The following is a 19,590-nucleotide window of genomic DNA, read 5'->3' as shown; positions in this document are numbered from 1 at the left end:
GGGGGCCGGCGTCCGTGCCCGGGGGATCAGTCGGCCGTGCCGGGCGCGTCCTCGCCCCGGAACACCGCCAGGATCCGCTCGGCCGCCGAGGTCGCCGGCAACGTGCCCTCGCGGACCCGGCGTTCGACCTCCGGTGCCAGGGCACGCACCCCGGGATGGGCGCGCAGGCTCTCCAGCAGCTCCTCGCGCACCATCGTCCAGGCCCAGTCGACCTGCTGCTCGCTGCGCCGGGCCGCGAGGGCGCCGGTCGACTCCAGCAGCGCCCGGTGCTGCTCCAGCCGCTCCCACAGGGTGTCCAGACCGGTGGACTCGCGCGCGCTGCACGTGAGCACCGGCGGCGTCCAGGCCGCGTCGGCCGGGTGCATCAGCCGCAGCGCCCCCGCCAGTTCGCGCGCCGCCGAGCGGGCGTCCCGCTCGTGCGGTCCGTCGGCCTTGTTCACCGCGATGGCGTCCGCCAGCTCCAGCACGCCCTTCTTGATGCCCTGGAGCTGGTCACCCGTACGGGCCAGGGTCAGCAGCAGAAACGTGTCGACCATGTTGGCGACCGCCGTCTCCGACTGGCCGACCCCGACCGTCTCCACGAGCACCACGTCGTAGCCCGCCGCCTCCATCACCACGATGGACTCCCGGGTCGCCTTCGCCACCCCGCCCAGCGTGCCCGCGGTGGGGGAGGGGCGGACGAACGCCGCCGGATCCACCGCCAGCCGCTCCATCCGGGTCTTGTCACCCAGGATGGAGCCGCCGGTCCTGCTGGACGACGGGTCCACGGCCAGCACCGCGACCCGGTGCCCGAGCCCGGTGAGCATCGTGCCGAGCGCGTCGATGAACGTGGACTTCCCGACCCCGGGCACGCCGCTGACGCCGATGCGCCGGGCCCGGCCCGAGTACGGCAGCAGCGCCCGCAGCAACTGCTGCGCCAGGTCCCGGTGGTCGGGCCGGGTGGACTCGACGAGCGTGATGGCGCGCGCGATGTGCGCCCGCTTCCCGTCGAGCACCCCCTTCACATATCCGTCGAGATCGATCCTCGCCGCCATGGGATCAGCGGCTCACAGCTCGTGGCCGAGCGAGGCGCCCAGCCGCGTCACCAGATCGTGGGCCGCGTCCGGGATCACCGTCCCGGGCGGGAACACGGCCGCGGCACCCGCCTCGTGCAGGGCGGACACGTCCTGCGGCGGAATCACCCCGCCCACCACGATCATGATGTCCTCGCGCCCCTCCGCGGCCAGCTCCTCGCGGAGCGCCGGAACGAGCGTGAGGTGGCCGGCGGCCAGCGACGAGACGCCCACGATGTGCACGTCCGCCTCGACCGCCTGCCGGGCGACCTCGCCCGGCGTCTGGAACAGCGGGCCCACGTCCACGTCGAAGCCCAGGTCGGCGAAGGCGGTCGCGATCACCTTCTGCCCCCGGTCGTGGCCGTCCTGGCCCATCTTGGCGACCAGGATGCGCGGGCGCCGTCCCTCCGCCTCCTCGAACGCGTCGACCAGCGCGCGGGTGCGGTCCACGGACGGCGACTCCCCTGCCTCGTTGCGGTACACACCGGAGATCGTACGGATCTGGCCCGCGTGCCGGCCGAACACCTTCTCCAGGGCGTCGGAGATCTCGCCGACGGTCGCCATCGCGCGCGCCGCGTCCACGGCCAGCGCCAGCAGGTTGCCGTCGAGCCCCGGACCCGGATCGCGCCCGGCGGCCGCCGTCAGCGCGCGCAGCGCGTCCTGGCAGGCGTCCTCGTCGCGTTCCTCGCGCAGCCGGCGCAGCTTCTCGATCTGCTGGGCGCGCACGGCGCTGTTGTCGACCTTGAGCACGTCGATCTGCTCGTCGGTCTCCACGCGGTACTTGTTGACGCCGATCACCGGCTGCCGGCCGGAGTCGATCCGGGCCTGGGCGCGGGCCGCGGCCTCCTCGATGCGCAGCTTGGGGATGCCGGCGTCGATGGCCTTGGCCATGCCGCCCGCCGCCTCCACCTCCTCGATGTGCTGCCAGGCCCGCCGCGCCAGGTCGTACGTCAGCTTCTCCACGTACGCGCTGCCGCCCCACGGGTCGATGACCCGGCCGGTGCCGGACTCCTGCTGGAGGAGCAGCTGGGTGTTGCGGGCGATGCGTGCCGAGAAGTCCGTCGGCAGGGCCAGCGCCTCGTCGAGCGCGTTGGTGTGCAGGGACTGGGTGTGGCCCTGGGTGGCGGCCATCGCCTCGACGCAGGTGCGCGTGACGTTGTTGAACACGTCCTGCGCGGTCAAGGACCAGCCCGAGGTCTGCGAATGGGTGCGCAGCGACAGGGACTTGGGGTTCTTCGGACCGAACTCCCGGACCAGCTTGGCCCAGAGCAGCCGGGCCGCCCGCAGCTTGGCGATCTCCATGAAGAAGTTCATGCCGATCGCCCAGAAGAAGGAGAGCCGCGGCGCGAACGCGTCCACGTCCAGCCCGGCGTCCCTCCCGGCCCGCAGGTACTCCACCCCGTCCGCCAGGGTGTAGGCCAGCTCCAGATCGGCCGTCGCCCCGGCCTCCTGGATGTGGTAGCCGGAGATGGAGATCGAGTTGTAGCGCGGCATCTTCCGCGAGGTGTACGAGAAGATGTCGGAGATGATCCGCATCGACGGCTTCGGCGGATAGATGTAGGTGTTGCGGACCATGAACTCCTTCAGAATGTCGTTCTGAATGGTCCCGGCCAGCTTCTCGGGCGGTACGCCCTGCTCCTCGGCGGCCACGATGTACAGCGCGAGCACGGGCAGCACCGCGCCGTTCATCGTCATCGACACGGACATGCGGTCCAGCGGGATGCCGTCGAACAGCTGGCGCATGTCGTAGATCGAGTCGATCGCGACCCCGGCCATGCCGACGTCACCGGTCACCCGGGGGTGGTCGCTGTCGTAGCCCCGGTGGGTCGGCAGGTCGAAGGCGACCGAGAGGCCCTTCTGCCCGGCCGCGAGGTTGCGCCGGTAGAAGGCGTTGGACTCCTCGGCCGTGGAGAACCCGGCGTACTGCCGGATCGTCCAGGGCTGGTTGACGTACATGGTGGGGTAGGGCCCGCGCAGGTACGGGGCGATGCCCGGGTACGTGCCGAGGAAGTCGACGCCCTCCAGGTCCCGGCCGGTGTACAGCGGCTTGACCGCGATCCCTTCCGGGGTCTGCCAGAGCAGATCGTCGTCGGAGGTACCTGAGGACTCCTTGACGGCCGAGCGCCACTGGTCCTCGGTCACCCCGGCGCCGTCGCCCGGCCCGAGGTCGATGTCGGAGAAGTCGGGGATCCGCATTACGCCACACCCATCCGGTCGAGAAGGGAAGAGAGCACGGCCACCACGTCGCAGCCGACGTGGACGTACTCGTCCACGCCCCGGTACGTGCCGGGCCTGCCCGCCAGGTACACCCGTCGCGCACCCGCGGCGACCAGCGCCTGGGCGACCTCCTCCGCCTGTTCGGCGTAGAGCGCGTCGCTGGAGCACAGGCACGCCACCTCGCTCCCGGAGGCCGCGAAGGCCGCGGCGACCGTGTCCGCGTCCACCTGGACCGGCTCGTGGACGGGCTCGATGCCTCCCGCCCGGAAGAGGTTCGCGGCGAACGAGGCGCGCGCGGTGTGCACCGAGGCGGGGCCGAGCGCGGCCAGGAAGATCGTGGGCCGGCTGCCGCCCGCCGCCCGACGGGCGTCGGACCGGGCGCGCAGCGCCTCGAACGCCTCGTCCCGGCGGACCACCGGCAGACCGCCCCGGGCGGCGGGACGCGGCAGCGGCTCGCGCTCCACGGGGCGCTCGTCGAGCAGCGGGAACTCGCTGACCCCGGTGATCGGTTCCTTGCGCCGGGCCAGGTCCCTGCTGCGGGCCGCCCAGGTGGCGGCGATCCGCTCCGCGACCAGGCCCGAGCCGAGCGCGGCGGCCTGGCCCCCCGCCCGCTCGATCTCCTGGAAGAACGCCCAGGCGGACTGTGCGAGTTCGTCGGTCAGCCGCTCCACGTACCAGGAACCGCCCGCCGGGTCGATGACCCGGGCCAGGTGCGACTCCTCCAGCAGGATCGTGGAGGTGTTGCGCGCGATGCGCCGGGCGAAGGCGTCCGGCAGTCCGAGGGCGTGGTCGAAGGGGAGCACGGTGACCGTCTCGGCCCCGCCCACCCCCGCGCCCAGACAGGCCAGCGTGGTCCGCAGCATGTTCACCCAGGGATCGCGCCGCGTCATCATGACCGGCGAGGTCACCGCGTGCTGGTGCTGCGCCCCGGCCCGGGGCGCCCCGCACACCTCCGCGACCCGCGCCCACAGACGGCGCGCGGCGCGCAGCTTGGCGATGGTCAGGAACTGGTCGGCGGTCGCCGCGTAGCGGAACTCCAGCTGGCCGAGGGCCTGCTCGGTGTCGAGCCCGGCTCCGGTGAGCGCGCGCAGATAGGCGACGCCGGTGGCCAGCGAGGCGCCCAGCTCCTCGGCGGCCGAGGAGCCGGCCTCGTGGTACGGCAGGGCGTCCACGGTCAGGGCGCGCAGCCCGGGGAACCCGGCGGCGCAGTGCCGCGCCCAGCGGACGGCCGACGTCAGGTCGGCTTCCTCGCCGCTGCGGGCGGCGAGCCCCAGCGGATCGGCGCCGAGACCGCCGCGCAGGGCGTCGGCCGCGAGTCCGCGCTCCTCCTGGATGCGGAACAACTCCGTGGCGGCGGCGTCCAGTTCGGCTCCGGCGTCCAGGACCAGCGGGGCCAGATCGAGGTGCACGCCCTCCAGGGCGCGGGCGAGGCCCGAAACCGGGACGCCGTCGGTGTCACCGACGGCGAGCCACAGCGACGTGGTGCCGTTCTCCAGATCGGTGAGCAGGGCCTCGTTCAGCTTCCCGGGATCGGTCGAGGCGTGCCGCTGGCGTACGCCCCACCCGCCTTCGGCGCTGCCCTGGGGCGTGCTGCCCCGGGTGTAGGGGGCGAAGCCCGGGAGGCCGGCGTCGGGCGCGTCGTCGCGCGCGGTGTAGAGGGGGCGCGTGAGGAGCCCGTCCTCGACCGTGGTGGACAGTGCTTCCTCGGCGGCCGAACCCGTCACGTCCTTGCCCGATTTGCGCAGCACGCCTTCCACAAGGCTCTGCCACTGCTCATGGGCGGGATCGGGGAATTCGGCGGCCAGCGAAAGCCCGTCGGCAGGTTGGACCGTCATGCCCAGATGCTAGGACAGGTCCCGGAGGGGCTGCAGAGGCTCGACCTGTGACCTTTCCCTCCCTCCGCGCACGTGATCCCTTACATACCGTCGCGTAACCCCGGATCCGGCTCCAGTGAGGTTCGAGCATGTCTGGATGATTTCTCGCGGTGCAGCCGTAAATGTCCGAAGTTATGCTGCTGTCAATCCATTCATCCGGAGAGGACACGCCCGTGGCTGTGGGACCTGTGGAGTACCTCGTCGTCGCCTTTCCCGGGAGCCGGTTCACCGGTGCCATCGCCCCCGCGCTCGCGGAGGCGGTCGCGTCGAAGGCCGTGCGGATCATCGACCTGGCCTTCGTGCACCGCGCGGAGGACGGCACGGTCGAGACGATCGAGCTGGAGGACCTCGACCCCGACGACCTCGTCTCCTTCGAACCCGTCGACGGCCGTGTCACCGGTCTGCTCAACGACGAGGACATCGCGACGCTGGGCGCGAACGTGCCGCCCGGCAGCTCCGCGGCGCTCGTCGTCTGGGAGGACCTGTGGGCGGTGCCGCTCACCGAGGCGGTCCGTGAGTCCGGCGGCCTGCTCGTCGCCCATGAGCGCATCCCCGCCGAGGTGGCCGAGGCGGCCCTGGCCGCTGCCGCCACCGGGTGACCCCCGCCCCCGCACCGAAAGACGTGTCGACATGCCGATTCTTCGAGGACCCGGAATGAACCGCCGAGGCCCCGGCCTGCTCGGCACGGTGGCGCGTACCGCCGTGGTGGCGGGTACCGCCTCCGCTGTCAGCGGCCGCGTCCAGCGCCACCAGCAGGAACGGTTCGCCGAGGACGAGGCCCAGCAACTGGCCGACCAGCGGCTGCGCGAGCAGATGCAGACGCAGGCCGCCCCGCAGCCCGCCGCCGCGCCGGCCGACGATCTGATCAGCCGGCTGGAACGCCTGGCCGAGCTCAAGAAGCAGGGCATCCTCACCGACACCGAGTTCGAGGCGCAGAAGGCCAGACTGCTGGCCGGCTGAGCGCACGCGGCTCCCGCCCGGCGTCCCGCGTTTCCCGTCGGGCGACGGCCCGATCGATGATCATCGGCGTTTCGCTCCGTCGCTGTCTCGCCATCATGCGATTTTTATCCGGCCGGCCCGGCGTCGCTTCGGACACCGGCCGGGAAAAGGGGACGTTCATCGTGCACACCGCCAGGGCCCTCCCGGCAGCCTCCGTTCTCAATCTGCGGGATCTGGGCGGCATCGCCCTCGGACCGGGCAGACAGGTACGCGCGGGCGCGGTGCTGCGCTCCGGCCAGCTCCACGGACTGGACGCGGCGCACGACGCGACCCTCGCCGCCCTCGGCATCCGTACGGTCGTCGACCTGCGCACGGCCGACGAACGCTCCTCGGCCCCCGACCGCCTGCCGCCCGGCGCCCGCCTGTTCGTCGCCGACGTCCTCGGCGACGACCCGGGCGTGGCACCGGCCCGGCTCCGCGCCCTGCTCGGCGACCCGGTCGAGGCCGAACGGCTGCTGGGCGGCGGCAAGGCGGAGGAACTGTTCGCCCAGACCTACCGGCAGATGGTGCTCTCGCCCCGGGCCGGAGCCGCCTACCGGGCCTTCCTGGAGACGGCCGCCGACGACGCGGCGCGCCCCGTGCTCTTCCACTGCACCGCCGGCAAGGACCGCACCGGCTGGGCCGCCGCCGTCCTGCTCCTCGTGCTCGGCGCCTCCCGGGACACCGTGCGCACGGAGTTCCTCGCGGTGAACCCGGTGGTCCGAGTCGCCTTCAGGCCGTACGTCCAGGGCTATCTCGACGCGGGCGGCGACCCGGAGATCGCCTCCGCGATCATCGAGGTCCGCACCCGCTACCTCGACACCGCGCTGGACGCCATGGACGAGCGGTGGGGCGGACTGGACGGCTACCTCCGCAACGGACTGCGCGTTCCCGACGCGGCGCTGCGGCGGCTGCGGGAGGACCTGGTCGTGGCCGCCCCCGGCTTCGGCCCGGCGTTCCGGGCGCCCGGGAGCGCGGACGTCCACCCCAACTGACCGGGGCGGCGCCGGCGCGACCCGTGTCGTGGAGCGACCGCAGCACCCGAGCTTCCCGAAGGAGTCCATCCCCGTGCCGCCGCCCGCGCCGGGCACCTACGCCCGCCCCGCGGCGGTCCGGGGCAGCCGTTCGCGCACGTCATACTCGTTGCGTGAGATCAGGAACGAGGGACCGCGCCCGGCGGGCACGGGGCGAGGACGTCCGCATCCGGCGGGCCGGGGCCCGCGACGCCGGACGGCTGAGCCGGCTGGTCCGCGCTTCGGGGGCGTACGGCGGCCCGTACGCCCCCATGGTCGCCGGATACCGGGTGGGACCCGACTACATCGAGACGCACCGGGTGCACGCGGCCGTGGGGGAGACCACGGGCAGGCTGCTCGGCTTCTACGCCCTCCTCCTGGACCCGCCCGAGCTCGACCTCATGTTCGTCGCGGACGCCGCCCAGGGCACCGGGATCGGCCGACTGCTGATCGGGCATCTGCGCGCGGAGGCGCGCGAAGCGGGCCTGGACGGCGTGCGCGTCGTCTCGCATCCCCCCGCCGAGGGCTTCTACGCCGCCATGGGCGCCCGGCGGACCGGCACCGTGCGGGCCGCTCCCCCCGCCGTGATGTGGGACCGCCCCGAACTGCTGCTCCCCATCGATATGACGGACTCCGCGCCGGTCGGTGCCCCGCGGCCGGTTTCCCGCTGAGCGTGCCGTGGATCCGTGCGCTGTGCGGCCCCGGGCGCGCCGCCGGGGAACACGTCGTGGCGCTGCGCACCCGGCCGGTCAGGGGTGAGGAGTTCGCCGCCACCCTGCGCGCGCGGCTGGAGCGCGACGCCCGCCTCCCCCGGACCGGGGACCCTATGGCCTAACGTGTCGGCAGGCGATCAGGTGTGCCCGTCGCACACCGGAACGGAGGCCCAGGTGAGCCGGACCCCCGACGGGCGGCACGGCCCGGAGCCGGAGTGGGGACGCCACGAGACACCGGAGGAGCGCGCGGACCGGCGGTGGTCCGACCTCCTCCAGGAGCTGCGCGTCGCCCAGACCGGCGTCCAGATCCTCTTCGGCTTTCTGCTCGCCGTCGTCTTCCAGCCCCGCTTCGCCGAACTCTCCGACACCGACCGGACCATCTACGTGGTCACGGTGATGCTCGGCTCCGCGACGGCCGGCGCGCTCATCGGCCCGGTGACCTACCACCGGCTGCTCACCGGACGCCGGCTCAAGCCCCAGACCGTCACCTGGGCCTCGCGCCTCACCGTGATCGGCCTGGTGCTGCTGTTCTGCACCATGTGCGCGGCGCTCCTGCTGATCCTGCGGGTCGCCCTGCACAACGCGCTCGCCCTCTGGCTGGTCGGCGCGATGGCCCTGTGGTTCCTCGTCTGCTGGTTCGTCTTCCCGGCGTGGGCGCTGGCCCGTGAGCGCGGCCGGACGGAGCGGTGACGGCGGGGCCTCAGGAGGACCCGCCGTCCGTGACCGTGAAGAGGCCGCCCTCCGGGTCGACCAGGGTCGCCTCGTTCCCGTCGGGGCGGGACAGCTCCTCGACCAGTGAGCCGCCGTGCTCCCGGGCCGTGGCGACGGCCGCGGCGAGGTCGTCCACCGGGAAGTTGACCTGCCAGTGCGGTCTGACCAGCGGATCGGGGGCCGCCTCGACCGCGCCGGAGCCGATCCGGGCGAGCTGCCGCCCGCCGCACCGGACGATCACCTCCTCCTTCTCGTACGCCACCTCGCAGGCACCGGGCCGTCCGCTGGCCCACTCCAGCACCTCGCCGTAGAAGATCGCGGCGTCGAAGGCGTTCCGGGTGCGCAGCCGCAGCCAGGCGTGCGCACGGACGTGGGGGGACGGCGAAGGGGTGGTGGGCGCGGTGCGTTCCCAGATGCCGAAGGACGCGCCGTCCCGGTCGGCGGCCAGGGCGCCGCGCCCCTTGTTGAGGGTCAGCGGGCCGACCGCGACCGTGCCGCTGCGCTCCCGGATCCGGGAGGCCGCGGCATCGGCGTCCCGGACCGCGAAGTACGGCGTCCAGGCCACCGCGACCTGATAGGCGCCGGCCACGGCGCCGAGCCCGGCCACCGGTACGTCGCCCCGGCGGGCGACCGCGAACTCCCGGCCGAGCCGGCCCTGCCGGAAGGTCCAGCCCATCACCGCCCCGTAGAACGTCTGGGCCGACTCCAGGTCCCGGGTCATCAGATTGACCCAGCAGGGGGCCGTGGGTCCGGTCAGCGGCGCGCGCGGGGCGGCGCCCGTGGTGCGGGTCATGGCGCCACCGCTTCCCCCGCCCGTCGGCGGCCGCTCATTCGCGCCGCTCGTCGTCGCGGCGAAGGGTCTCGTTGCCGTGGTCACCGAGTTCGTACGGCGACAGACCGCGGCCGTCGGCGGGGAAGCTGTCGTCGCCGTGGACCTCGCGTTCCTCCACATGGGTGCGGTGGTCCGGGGGGACCGGCTGCTCGTCGGGGCGGGGCGGCGGCAGTTCTTCCGCGCGCCGCTTCCGGCCCAGCCAGAAGGCGCCGATCAGCAGCGCCACCAGGGCCACGCCGACCACGGCCAGCACCACCCCGGCCGCCCCCCGTCCGTCCGCGAGCGTGGTGGCCAGGGTATTCAGGGCTCCATCCGATACATCCATATCTGCCGGATACCCCGGGGGTGGGCCGTCACTCGGCATCGGGCGGCAATTTCATGTTTTAAGTGGATATTGCACCGCATCGCGTTTCGGGATGCCGGGCGAGGGCGCGCCCGTACCCGCAGGGCCGGACCGGCCGCCCGTGTCGCCGCGCACCCGCCCCGGGGAGAGCCTGGAAGGGAACCCTACGGAGGGAAACCCGGTGAACATGACACACGAGAAGCCGCGAACCGAGGAGAGCCGCTACGGCCGCGAGGTGTCGGTCGTCGTCAGCGGCTGCGACAAGGCCGACGCGGGCACGGTCTTCGACGTGCTGCGGGCCGCCTTCACCACCGACCGCGCCTCGGTCGACGTACCCGAGGACCTCACCGGTCCACGTCCCACCGCCTGGGCCGCGACCGTCGACGTCGACGAGGCCCGGGTGGTGTCCGGGACGGTACGCCTCGGCGGACCCGTCACCCTCGACGTGCAGGGCGGCTACTGGGCCGTCGACCGGCTCCGGCAGGGGCTGGCCGGAGCCTTCGCCGTGACCGTGACCGGAACGGTCTCCGGCGACCAGGAGGAAGAGGTCCGCCTCCGCCTGGAGAACCGGTAGCCGGCCGTCGCCCGGGGGAGTGGAACGGTGCGTCCGTACGAGGCATGCGCGCCGGTCACGGGGGGTGCGCGCCCGTACGTGTTGCGCGACCGGCGCAGGGGGCTCACCCTAAGGAGTGACCCAGAAGTGACATCTGCTCACTCTTCGTACTCGGGGGTCGTTGGTTCAGACGGGCGAAGCGATGGGCCTCGATGTGAGGAGCCTCGACGATGACCGTTCCACTCGACCGGCACTATCTGGTCGAACTACAGGTTTCGGCAGAGCGTGTGCCCCAGCTGCGACGGATCGTCGCCGCACACCTCCGCCACTGGCGTCTCGAACCGCATGTACGGCCCGTGTGCCGCGCGGTGGAGGAGCTGCTGACCAACGTCCACCGGCACGTCGGTGACGACAACGACTGCGTCGTCGAACTGCGCTGGTCCGGACGGCACCTGACGGTCTCCGTCGCCGACAACGGCTCCGAGATGCCGCGTCTGCTCCACGAGGGCGGCGGCCTCAGCCGGGTCATGGCGCTCAGCGACAGCTGGGGCACCTGCCGGACCGCCGGGGGCAAGGTCGTCTGGTTCACCCGCTACGCGCAGGAGCCGCAGCACATCGAGCGCGTGCCGCTGCCCCCGCTGCCGGGCGTACGCGAATTCCGCCGGACCCCGGCCGCGGTGACGGACCTTCCGCCGGCCGCCCCGGTCCGGACCGACGCCCCCGCCCTCGTCTGACCGGGGCCGGAGCCGGGCGGCCCCGCCGCCCCCGGCCCCCGGAACGCGCCCCGGCCGGCGCGGACCGCCCGCCCCGCGCGGGCCCGGTCCGCGCCGGCCGTGCGTGCGGGGGGCGCGGCCCGCGTTTGCGCCGCCGGGCGGGGCACGGCACGGTCGAAGTACCGAGGCAAGGAGGACACCGTCATGCCCATCGCGACGGTCAACCCGGCGAACGGCGAAACCCTCAGGACGTTCGACGCCCTGGACGCGGACGGCATCGAACAACGGCTCGCGGCGGCCGAGGCGGCCCGGAGGGAGTACCGCACCACCCCATTCGGCGAACGCTCCCGACTGCTCAACCGGGCCGCCGACCTGCTCGACGAGGACCGCGAGGACATCGCCCGCACCATGACCCTGGAAATGGGCAAACCCCTCAAGGCCGCCCGCGCCGAGGCCGCGAAGTGCTCCAAGGCGATGCGCTGGTACGCGGCCCACGCCGAGGAACTCCTCGCCGACGAGCACCCCGCCCCGGCCGACGTCGAGGACTCCGGGGCCTCCCGCGCCTACGTCCGCTACCGGCCGCTGGGCACCGTCCTGGCGGTGATGCCCTGGAACTTCCCGCTCTGGCAGGTCGTCCGCTTCGCGGCCCCCGCGCTGATGGCCGGGAACACCGGGCTCCTCAAGCACGCCTCGAACGTGCCGCAGACCGCCCTCTACCTGGGCGACCTCTTCCACCGGGCCGGATTCCCCGCCGGCTGCTTCCAGACGCTCCTGATCGGCTCCGGCGCCGTCGAGGACATCCTGCGCGACCCCCGGATCGCCGCCGCCACCCTCACCGGCAGCGAACCGGCCGGCCGCGCCGTCGCCGCCGTCGCGGGCGACGAGGTCAAACACACGGTCCTGGAACTCGGCGGCAGCGACCCCTTCCTGGTCCTGCCCTCGGCCGACGTCGCCAAGGCGGCCCGCACCGCCGTCACCGCCCGGGTCCAGAACAACGGCCAGTCCTGCATCGCCGCCAAGCGGTTCATCGTCCACTCCGAGGTGTACGAGGAGTTCGCCGAACGCTTCACCGTGGGCATGCGCGACCTCACCGTCGGAGATCCGATGGACGAGTCCACCGACGTCGGCCCGCTCTCCAGCCGCCAGGGCCGCGACGACCTCGCGGAACTCGTCGACGACGCCCTGCGGCGGGGCGCCCGCGCGCTGTGCGGCGGCGGTGCGCCCGAGGGACTGGCCGGGGGCCTGGAGAACGGCTGGTTCTACGCCCCCACCGTCCTGACCGGCATCACCCCCGCCATGCGCGTCCACCGCGAGGAGACCTTCGGCCCCGTCGCCACGCTCTACCGCGCCGAGAGCCTGGACGAGGCCCTGGAGATCGCCAACGACACGCCGTTCGGCCTCAGCTCCAACGTCTGGACCAGGGACGCCGAGGAGAGCCGGCGCTGCGTGCGCGACCTGGAGGCCGGCGGGGTGTTCTTCAACGGCATGACCGCCTCCCACCCCGCGCTGCCGTTCGGCGGGGTGAAGCGCTCCGGCTACGGACGCGAGCTGGCCGGCCACGGCATCCGGGAGTTCTGCAACGCCACCACCGTCTGGTACGGCCCCGACCCGCACTGAGCACTCCGGGCCACCGTCCCGCCCCGACCGCCCCGAGAGGTGACCATGAGCGACGCCCCGCCGCCCACCCCCCTGTCCGACGAGGAGGCGGCCGCGCTCGACGCCCACTGGCGGGCGGCCAACTACCTCGCCGTCGGGCAGATCTACCTGATGGACAACCCGCTGCTGACCCGGCCGCTGGTCCCCACGGACATCAAACCCCGGCTGCTGGGCCACTGGGGCACCTCACCCGGCCTCAACCTGGTCTACACCCACCTCAACCGCCTCGTCCGCACTCGCTCCGCCGACGCCCTGTGCGTCTGGGGTCCCGGACACGGCGGCCCCGCCGTCCTCGCCAACTCCTGGCTGGAGGGCAGCTACTCGGAGACGTACCCCGACGTCACCAGGGACGCGGCCGGAATGGGCCGGCTCTTCACCCAGTTCTCCTTCCCCGGCGGCGTCCCGAGCCATGTCGCCCCGGAGACCCCCGGCTCCATCCACGAGGGCGGCGAACTGGGCTACGCCCTCGCCCACGCCTACGGCGCAGCGCTCGACCACCCCGACCTGCTGGTCACCTGTGTCATCGGCGACGGCGAGGCGGAGACCGGGCCGCTGGCCACCTCCTGGCACGCCAACAAGTTCCTCGACCCCGTCCACGACGGGGCGGTCCTGCCGGTCCTCCACCTCAACGGCTACAAGATCGCCAACCCCACGGTGCTCGCCCGCATCCCCGAACCCGAACTGGACGCGCTGCTGCGCGGCTACGGCCACGACCCGCTGTACGTCGAGGGCGACGACCCGCTCACCGTGCACCGGGCCATGGCCGGCGCGATGGACACCGCGTACGAGCGCATCCGGGAGATCCAGCGGGCCGCCCGCGACGGCGGCGCCACCGACCGCCCTCGGTGGCCGATGATCGTCCTGCGCACCCCGAAGGGCTGGACCGGTCCCGGTCAGGTCGACGGCCTCCCGGTCGAGGGCACCTGGCGCGCCCACCAGGTCCCGCTGCCCGGGGTCCGGGACAACCCCGAGCATCTGCGGCAGTTGGAGCGGTGGATGCGCTCCTACCGGCCCGGGGAGCTCTTCGACGCCGACGGGCGCCCCACCCCGCAGGTGCTCGCCTGCGTCCCCGAGGGCGCGGCCCGGCTGGGCTCGACCCCGTACGCCAACGGCGGGCTGCTCCTGCGCGATCTGCCGGTGCCCCCGCTGGAGCGGCACGCCGTCGAGGTGACCGCTCCGGGGAAGGCCCTGCACGAACCGACCCGGGTTCTGGGCGGGCTGCTGGAGGCCGTCATGGCGGCCACGGCGGAGCGCCGCGACTTCCGGATCGTCGGCCCCGACGAGACCGCGTCCAACCGGCTGGACGCGGTCTACGCCGCGAGCGGCAAGGCATGGGAGGCCGCCACCCTGCCGACCGACGAGCACCTGGCCCGCGACGGCCGGGTCATGGAGGTCCTCTCCGAGCACCTGTGCCAGGGCTGGCTGGAGGGCTATCTCCTCACCGGCCGGCACGGCCTCTTCTCCTGCTACGAGGCGTTCGCGCACATCGTCGACTCGATGGTCAACCAGCACATCAAATGGCTGCGCACCTCCCGCCGGCTGCCCTGGCGCCGCCCCATCGCCTCCCTCAACTACCTGCTCACCTCGCACGTCTGGCGCCAGGACCACAACGGCTTCTCGCACCAGGACCCCGGTTTCGTCGACCACATCCTCAACAAGAGCCCCGAGGTCGTGCGCGTCTATCTGCCGCCGGACGCGAACACTCTGCTCGCGGCGGCCGACCACGCGCTGCGCAGCCGGGACTACGTCAACGTGATCGTGGCGGGCAAGCAGCCGAGCTTCGACTGGCTCACCCTGGACCAGGCCCGCGCCCACTGCGCCCGCGGCGCCGGGGTGTGGGAATGGGCGGGGACCGAGGACGGCGGGCGCGAACCCGATGTCGTCCTCGCCTGCGCCGGCGACGTCCCGACCCTGGAGACCCTGGCCGCGGCCGGCCTGCTCCGCCGCCATCTGCCCGAACTGGCGGTACGGGTGGTCAACGTCGTCGACATGGCCCGGCTGATGCCGCACGGGGAGCATCCGCACGGCATGCCGGACTCCGAGTACGACGCCCTGTTCACCCGGGACAAGCCGGTCATCTTCGCCTACCACGGCTATCCCTGGCTGATCCACCGGCTGGCCTACCGCCGGGCCGGCCACCCCCACCTGCACGTACGCGGCTACAAGGAGGAGGGCACCACCACCACGCCCTTCGACATGGTCGTCCGCAACGACCTCGACCGCTACCGGCTCGTCATGGACGTGATCGACCGCGTTCCCGGGCTCGGTGTCCGGGCCGTGGCGGTGCGTCAGGCAATGGCGGACACCCGCGCCCGCCACCATGACTGGATCCGCGTCCACGGCACCGACCTTCCCGAGGTGGCCGACTGGACCTGGCAGGGCTGACCGGCGCACGGCGAGGGGCCCGGACGGAGGAATCCGTCCGGGCTCCTCGCCCCGCCGTGCGGCGGACGCGGTTCAGTAGCGCAGCGCCGCGGCGATCCGGCCGTGCTCCTTGAGCGCGTCGTCGGCGACGAAGACCACGTCGGCGCCGCTGTCCAGCGCCGCCTCCACCAGTTCGTCGACGACGTCCTCGCGGTAGCGGTGGTCGGCGGGGTCGACCGCGTCGGCGTTGACCGGCACCAGGTGCTCCTCGTCCACCCGGACGGTCTGCTGGTAGTTCTCCTCCACCGCGACCAGGCCGGCGCGCCCCTCGCGGACCGCCGCCCACACCTCGTCCAGGCCGCCGGCGAAGGCACGCCGGCCGCGCGCCTCGTCCAGCCGGCCGTCGATCTCGGCGGCGAACCGCTCGCGGCGGGCCTCCAGCGCGGGGCGCAGTTCGGTGAGCAGACCGCTCGGGGTGGTGTCGGCGGGGGCGCCCTTGGTGACACGGCCGGCCGCCGTCGCGCCCGTCTCGCCCACCTCGTCGAAGAGCGCGAGGGCGGGGGCCAGGCCCACCAGGTAGAGCGGGCGCGGGTCGGTGGCCAGCACCCCGCGCAGCGCCTCGTCCACCCCGCGCAGGAACTGCCGGGTCTCCTCGTCGCTGAAGGTGCTCGGGGTGTCCCCGATGCGCTCCTCGCGCTGCGGGTTGGGCTCCTCCCGCGGAGCCGTCAGCGGGAAGCCGCCGAGGTGCTCCTCGTGCGCGGAGTCCGCGGTCCCGCTGAACAGCGCGGCGTGGTCGGCGGCGACCGTGAGCACCCAGAAGGGCTGTGCCTGGGCCTTCGCGGCGACCAGGTTGCGGGTCAGATAGGTGTCGCTGAGCACCACCCGTTCTGGTGCGGTGCGGGGCAACTGCCAGATCTGGTACTCGTCCGCCGTGGCGAGCAGCACCAGCGAGTCCAGCGCCCGCCGGGGGTCGATCTCGGCGACCGCCCGGTCCAGCTGGGCGCGGACCGCGGCGCCCGCCTCGCGGCCGACGGCGGGGTCGGCGTCCAGCCGGGCGGCGGCCTCGGAGACCAGGTTGCGCAGCCGTACGGCGTCCTGCGCGTTGTCCGGGGCCTTGCGGTGGGTCGGCATGGTCAGGGACAGCGCCGGATAGGTCTTGGCCGCGCGGAGCTCTCGCAGCAGACCGGCGGTCAGGGCGTCCGTATCCATCAGTTCCCTCCCGGGGGACTTGCGCGCACTGCCGTGCGGGACGGGTGATTCGACGGGTCAATTCATACCTTTTGATCCTAGTATGGGCGAGTTGGTCATCCGCCCTCACGAGCAGACGGAGCGTCCGTGCACCAGACCAGTCCCGTCCGACGCGCCCCCGGCCGCCGCGCGGCCCGCACCCTGACCACCGCCGTGCTCGCGCTCGCGCTCGGCGCCACCGCCGCCGCGTGCGGCGACTCCGACACCTCGTCGGCGGGCACGGCCCGCAGCACCCGCACGGTCTCGGCGGCGCCCGCCGAGTCCCCCTCGGCCAGTGAGAGCCCGCGCACCCAGCAGGACTTCGCGGCCTCCGTCTCCGCCGACGCGGAGCGCGAACGGCAGCGGGCGGTGACCCTGCTCAAGGGAGTCACGGGCAAGGGCGACGCCGTCGACGACGTCTCCGTCAAGGGACTGCCCGTCGCCCCCTCGGAGCAGTTCCGCAGCGCGCTCGTCCGGGTCACCAACTCCGGCGACAAGGCCGCCTTCTTCGCCGTGCGCGTGGAGTTCGTGGACGCCTCCGGCACGGTCCTCGACTCCGTGGTCCTCGGCTTCGACGACGTCCGGCCGGCGACCACCGTCAGCCGGCACGCCAACAGCCGCAAGGCCGCCGGAGTGAAGTCGTTCCCCCGGATCGCCCAGGCCGAGCGCGGCTGACGGCCCGGCGACGGTGAGCCCCGCCACCGACGCGGTCACGGACGCGCTGAACGACCTGCACGCCGGGTACGCGGAAGCCGGCGAGGGCGCACTCGCGGACTACATCCCGCAACTGGCCCTCGCCGATCCGGACGCCTTCGGCATCGCCCTGGTCAGCATGGACGGCCACCGCTACAGCGTCGGCGACGCCGGCGTGCCGTTCACGGCCCAGTCCGTGTCCAAGCCGTTCGTCTACGCCCTGGCGCTGTCCCTGCTCGGCCTCGACGAGGTCTCCCGGTGGGTCGACGCCGAACCCAGCGGCGAGGCGTTCAACGCGATCAGCCTCGGACGCACCACCGGCCGCCCGGCCAACGCCATGGTCAACGCGGGTGCGATCGTCACCACCGCGCTGATCCCCCACACCCCCGAGGCCCCCCGCTTCACCCGCATCCTGGACTGCCTGAGCCGCTTCGCCGGCCGGCGCCTCGACGTCGACGAGCAGGTGTACGCCTCCGAGTCCTTCACCGGCGACCGCAACCGCGCCCTCGCCTACCTCATCCGGAGCACCGGGCCCCTGCCCGTGGACCCGGTCGCGGCCGTGGAGACGTACTTCCGCCAGTGCGCGGTGCGCGTCACCGCGCTGGACCTGGCGGTGATGGCGGCCACCCTCGCGCACGGCGGGGTCAATCCGCTGACGGGCGAACAGGTGGTGACCGAGACGGTCGCCGCCCAGGTCCTCGCCGTCATGGCGACCTGCGGGATGTACGACTCCTCGGGCGCGTGGCTGCTGCGCGTCGGCCTGCCGGCCAAGAGCGGGGTCTCGGGCGGGCTGATCGCCGCGGGCCCAGCCCGGTTCGGCGTCGCGACGTACAGTCCGCTCCTGGACGCGACGGGGACTTCCGTGCGCGGCCGCCTCGCCCTCGCGGAACTCTCCCGGCGGCTCGGTCTGCACCTGATGCGCAACCCCGCCCTCGCCGCTTCCACCGTCACCCTGGTCACCACCGCGGACGATCTGCCGACCGCCCCGGCCGGGCGGGAGCGCGCCGCCAACGAGGACGTGGCGGTCGTCGCCGCCCAAGGCGCCCTCGACTTCACCGCCGCCGAACGCGTGCTCCACGCCCTGGACGAGGCCGAGCCGGGCCGGAGCGGCGCGGTGCTGGACCTGGTGCGGGTGACCGGGGTCGGCGGGGTGGCCCGTGCCATGCTGCGCGACGGGCTGGCCCGGCTCACCGCCGACGGCCGGCGGGCAGCGGCGGCCGATCCGGGCGGCCTGCTGAGCCGCCCCGGCCACGAGGACGGCGACCCGCGCACCTTCGCCACCCGCGAGGAGGCGGTGGACTGGTGCCTGGGGCGGGGCACCGGCTGAACCCGGCGCCCCGCCCTGCCGGGTTCACCAGATGGCTTCCACCCACTCCGGGTGGTCGATGAACGGGTTCCGGTTGTGCTGGTAGTCCTCGAATATCACGTCGTTGCGGCGCTTCTCGAAGGAGTCGGGCGGGTCCTCCTGGCTCCAGGTCTTCAGTACGGAGAGCCGCCCGATGTTCGGCGCGGAGCCGTTGTTCACGAGCTCGTTCGGTTCCAGGTCGGCGAAGGCGTCGTCGCCGTCGTAGCGGACGGCCATGTAGAGGATCATCCGGGCCACGTCGCCCTTGACCGCGTCGCGCGGCTCGAACGAGTCGCCGTCCGTGTAGTTGCCGGGCGCGTCGCTCAGCTCGCTGCCGCCGTTGTCGAAGTCCTTGTTGCCGCGCTTGGAGTTGACGACGACGTCCGCCGGGCGCAGGTGGTGCAGATCGGTGCCGGGGCCGGTGGCGGTGCCGAAGTCGCCGTGGGACTTGGCCCAGACGTGCTCCCGGTTCCACTGGCCGACGTTTCCGCCGTTGTCGTTCTTGGACTGGGAGCGCCCGGTGTACAGCAGGATCACGTTCGACGGGTTGGCCGGGTCCTCGTCGGTGTTCTTCAGCGCGTCCCAGACCTGGCTGTAGCTGACCGTGGACTGGTCGCGGACGATCGTGTGCAGGGCGCTCTTGAGGGCGGTGCCGGTCTTGCCGAGGGCGTCCTGGTAATAGGTGTCGTCCAGGGCGGAGAGCGGGGTGGCCGCGGCCGGCGCGGACGGCGGTGTCGCGGCCGGGGCGGCGGCCGCGGTCCCGGCGAGCACCGCGAAGGCCGCGAGGGCGGTCAGCAGCGGGCGCCGGGGCGAAAGGTGACGACGGGACATGTGGGGTGTCCTCTCCGGAAATACGGGCACCGCGGCGCCGTCACAGGGTGGGGGACGGCTCCGCGGTGGTCGCGTAGCTGGGTGGTCAGCCGGAGCCTTCCACACGCACCGTGACCGAGGTGTGAACGCTGCGTACCTATCATGTGCAGGTCAAGTGAGGGCCTGGTCCCGGTCCCCGCTCCCTCGGATGCGAGCCCGTCGGCGCCGAGCGAGAATTGGCGCAAGGACGAGGAGGGCGGCATGAGTGACGATCCCGAATCCGTGACCCCGGACGGCCTGCTGCACACCGGGGGCAGTGACCACCCGACGGCCGAGGACCTGGTGCTCGCGTCCGGGCGCGATCTGACACCCGGCAACCTGGCCTGGGCGGAACAGCGGCTCGCCGAGGAGGGCCGCGCGGCCATGGACAAGCTGCTGCCGTAGACCGCGTACGGCAGCAGGCCGCGTCCCCGTGACCGCAGCCGGTCACGGGGAC

General features: G+C 73.3%; 20 protein-coding genes. 13 read left to right on the top strand and 7 right to left on the bottom strand.

The window, feature by feature from the left end; all coding sequences use genetic code 11:
- Positions 1-26 precede the first annotated feature (26 nt).
- From meaB to mutA, 3 genes are read right to left on the bottom strand one after another with little or no spacing between them, the layout of a single operon-like run.
- The gene (meaB, locus tag ACWCXC_RS26880) at positions 27-1,034 is read right to left on the bottom strand and encodes a methylmalonyl Co-A mutase-associated GTPase MeaB (RefSeq protein WP_450679865.1); all 1,008 of its coding nucleotides are present in this window, start codon (positions 1,032-1,034) and stop codon (positions 27-29) included.
- A gap of 12 nt (positions 1,035-1,046) precedes the next feature.
- A complete protein-coding gene (gene scpA / locus ACWCXC_RS26875; protein ID WP_450679866.1) occupies positions 1,047-3,248 on the bottom strand; it encodes a methylmalonyl-CoA mutase in 2,202 nt (733 codons plus the stop codon).
- Positions 3,248-5,104 (bottom strand): methylmalonyl-CoA mutase small subunit, encoded by a 1,857-nt coding sequence (gene mutA / locus ACWCXC_RS26870; protein WP_450679867.1) that lies wholly within the window; start codon positions 5,102-5,104, stop codon positions 3,248-3,250. Before mutA ends, scpA begins: the two co-directional genes overlap by 1 nt.
- 212 nt (positions 5,105-5,316) lie before the next feature.
- Here mutA and ACWCXC_RS26865 point away from each other — a divergent pair, with 212 nt between their 5' ends.
- The 6 genes from ACWCXC_RS26865 to ACWCXC_RS26840 all read left to right on the top strand — a co-directional run bounded on the left by ACWCXC_RS26865 (position 5,317) and on the right by ACWCXC_RS26840 (position 8,537).
- Positions 5,317-5,742, top strand: a complete 426-nt coding sequence (locus tag ACWCXC_RS26865; RefSeq protein ID WP_450679868.1) for a DUF6325 family protein — start codon at positions 5,317-5,319, stop codon at positions 5,740-5,742.
- Positions 5,743-5,797: 55 nt separating this feature from the next.
- Positions 5,798-6,103, top strand: a complete 306-nt coding sequence (locus ACWCXC_RS26860) for an SHOCT domain-containing protein (protein WP_450890762.1) — start codon at positions 5,798-5,800, stop codon at positions 6,101-6,103.
- A 161-nt stretch (positions 6,104-6,264) separates the two neighbouring features.
- Positions 6,265-7,116: a tyrosine-protein phosphatase gene (locus ACWCXC_RS26855; protein ID WP_450890761.1), complete on the top strand. Its 852-nt coding sequence runs from the start codon at positions 6,265-6,267 to the stop codon at positions 7,114-7,116.
- Positions 7,117-7,268: 152 nt separating this feature from the next.
- On the top strand, positions 7,269-7,805 hold the full coding sequence (locus ACWCXC_RS26850; RefSeq protein ID WP_450679871.1) for a GNAT family N-acetyltransferase: 537 nt from the start codon (positions 7,269-7,271) through the stop codon (positions 7,803-7,805).
- Between the two features lie 2 nt (positions 7,806-7,807).
- Complete coding sequence (locus tag ACWCXC_RS26845; RefSeq protein ID WP_450679872.1) at positions 7,808-7,969, top strand: hypothetical protein; 162 nt, start codon at positions 7,808-7,810, stop codon at positions 7,967-7,969.
- Between the two features lie 52 nt (positions 7,970-8,021).
- Positions 8,022-8,537 carry a DUF6328 family protein gene (locus ACWCXC_RS26840; RefSeq protein WP_450890760.1) on the top strand — a complete coding sequence of 172 codons (516 nt, stop codon included), beginning with the start codon at positions 8,022-8,024 and terminating at the stop codon, positions 8,535-8,537.
- Between the two features lie 10 nt (positions 8,538-8,547).
- Here ACWCXC_RS26840 and ACWCXC_RS26835 read toward each other — a convergent pair whose 3' ends face one another.
- Positions 8,548-9,351, bottom strand: a complete 804-nt coding sequence (locus ACWCXC_RS26835) for a VOC family protein (protein WP_450890759.1) — start codon at positions 9,349-9,351, stop codon at positions 8,548-8,550.
- A gap of 34 nt (positions 9,352-9,385) precedes the next feature.
- On the bottom strand, positions 9,386-9,715 hold the full coding sequence (locus ACWCXC_RS26830) for a DUF6479 family protein (RefSeq protein ID WP_450679875.1): 330 nt from the start codon (positions 9,713-9,715) through the stop codon (positions 9,386-9,388).
- A gap of 205 nt (positions 9,716-9,920) precedes the next feature.
- Here ACWCXC_RS26830 and ACWCXC_RS26825 point away from each other — a divergent pair, with 205 nt between their 5' ends.
- The 4 genes from ACWCXC_RS26825 to ACWCXC_RS26810 all read left to right on the top strand — a co-directional run bounded on the left by ACWCXC_RS26825 (position 9,921) and on the right by ACWCXC_RS26810 (position 15,040).
- On the top strand, positions 9,921-10,307 hold the full coding sequence (locus ACWCXC_RS26825) for a hypothetical protein (protein ID WP_450679876.1): 387 nt from the start codon (positions 9,921-9,923) through the stop codon (positions 10,305-10,307).
- A 209-nt stretch (positions 10,308-10,516) separates the two neighbouring features.
- Positions 10,517-11,020 (top strand): ATP-binding protein, encoded by a 504-nt coding sequence (locus ACWCXC_RS26820; protein ID WP_450679877.1) that lies wholly within the window; start codon positions 10,517-10,519, stop codon positions 11,018-11,020.
- Between the two features lie 183 nt (positions 11,021-11,203).
- The gene (locus tag ACWCXC_RS26815) at positions 11,204-12,616 is read left to right on the top strand and encodes an NADP-dependent succinic semialdehyde dehydrogenase (protein ID WP_450890758.1); all 1,413 of its coding nucleotides are present in this window, start codon (positions 11,204-11,206) and stop codon (positions 12,614-12,616) included.
- Between the two features lie 45 nt (positions 12,617-12,661).
- Positions 12,662-15,040, top strand: coding sequence for a phosphoketolase family protein (locus tag ACWCXC_RS26810; RefSeq protein ID WP_450679879.1), 2,379 nt, complete (start codon positions 12,662-12,664; stop codon positions 15,038-15,040).
- Between the two features lie 72 nt (positions 15,041-15,112).
- Here ACWCXC_RS26810 and ACWCXC_RS26805 read toward each other — a convergent pair whose 3' ends face one another.
- Complete coding sequence (locus tag ACWCXC_RS26805; RefSeq protein WP_450679880.1) at positions 15,113-16,228, bottom strand: baeRF3 domain-containing protein; 1,116 nt, start codon at positions 16,226-16,228, stop codon at positions 15,113-15,115.
- A gap of 126 nt (positions 16,229-16,354) precedes the next feature.
- On the opposite strand from ACWCXC_RS26805, the gene ACWCXC_RS26800 reads away from it, so the two are divergent.
- Complete coding sequence (locus tag ACWCXC_RS26800) at positions 16,355-16,921, top strand: hypothetical protein (RefSeq protein ID WP_450679881.1); 567 nt, start codon at positions 16,355-16,357, stop codon at positions 16,919-16,921.
- A gap of 13 nt (positions 16,922-16,934) precedes the next feature.
- Positions 16,935-18,266 (top strand): glutaminase A, encoded by a 1,332-nt coding sequence (gene glsA / locus ACWCXC_RS26795; protein ID WP_450890757.1) that lies wholly within the window; start codon positions 16,935-16,937, stop codon positions 18,264-18,266.
- Positions 18,267-18,290: 24 nt separating this feature from the next.
- Here glsA and ACWCXC_RS26790 read toward each other — a convergent pair whose 3' ends face one another.
- Entirely contained in the window at positions 18,291-19,115 is an 825-nt protein-coding gene (locus ACWCXC_RS26790) for an endonuclease I family protein (protein ID WP_450679883.1), read from the bottom strand.
- A 240-nt stretch (positions 19,116-19,355) separates the two neighbouring features.
- Here ACWCXC_RS26790 and ACWCXC_RS26785 point away from each other — a divergent pair, with 240 nt between their 5' ends.
- Positions 19,356-19,538, top strand: a complete 183-nt coding sequence (locus ACWCXC_RS26785) for a hypothetical protein (RefSeq protein WP_450679884.1) — start codon at positions 19,356-19,358, stop codon at positions 19,536-19,538.
- Positions 19,539-19,590 lie beyond the last annotated feature (52 nt).

Source organism: Streptomyces sp. NPDC001515 (assembly GCF_053597115.1).
Note: the sequence above shows the minus strand (reverse complement) of the source record. Positions and strands in the feature narration are given on the sequence as shown.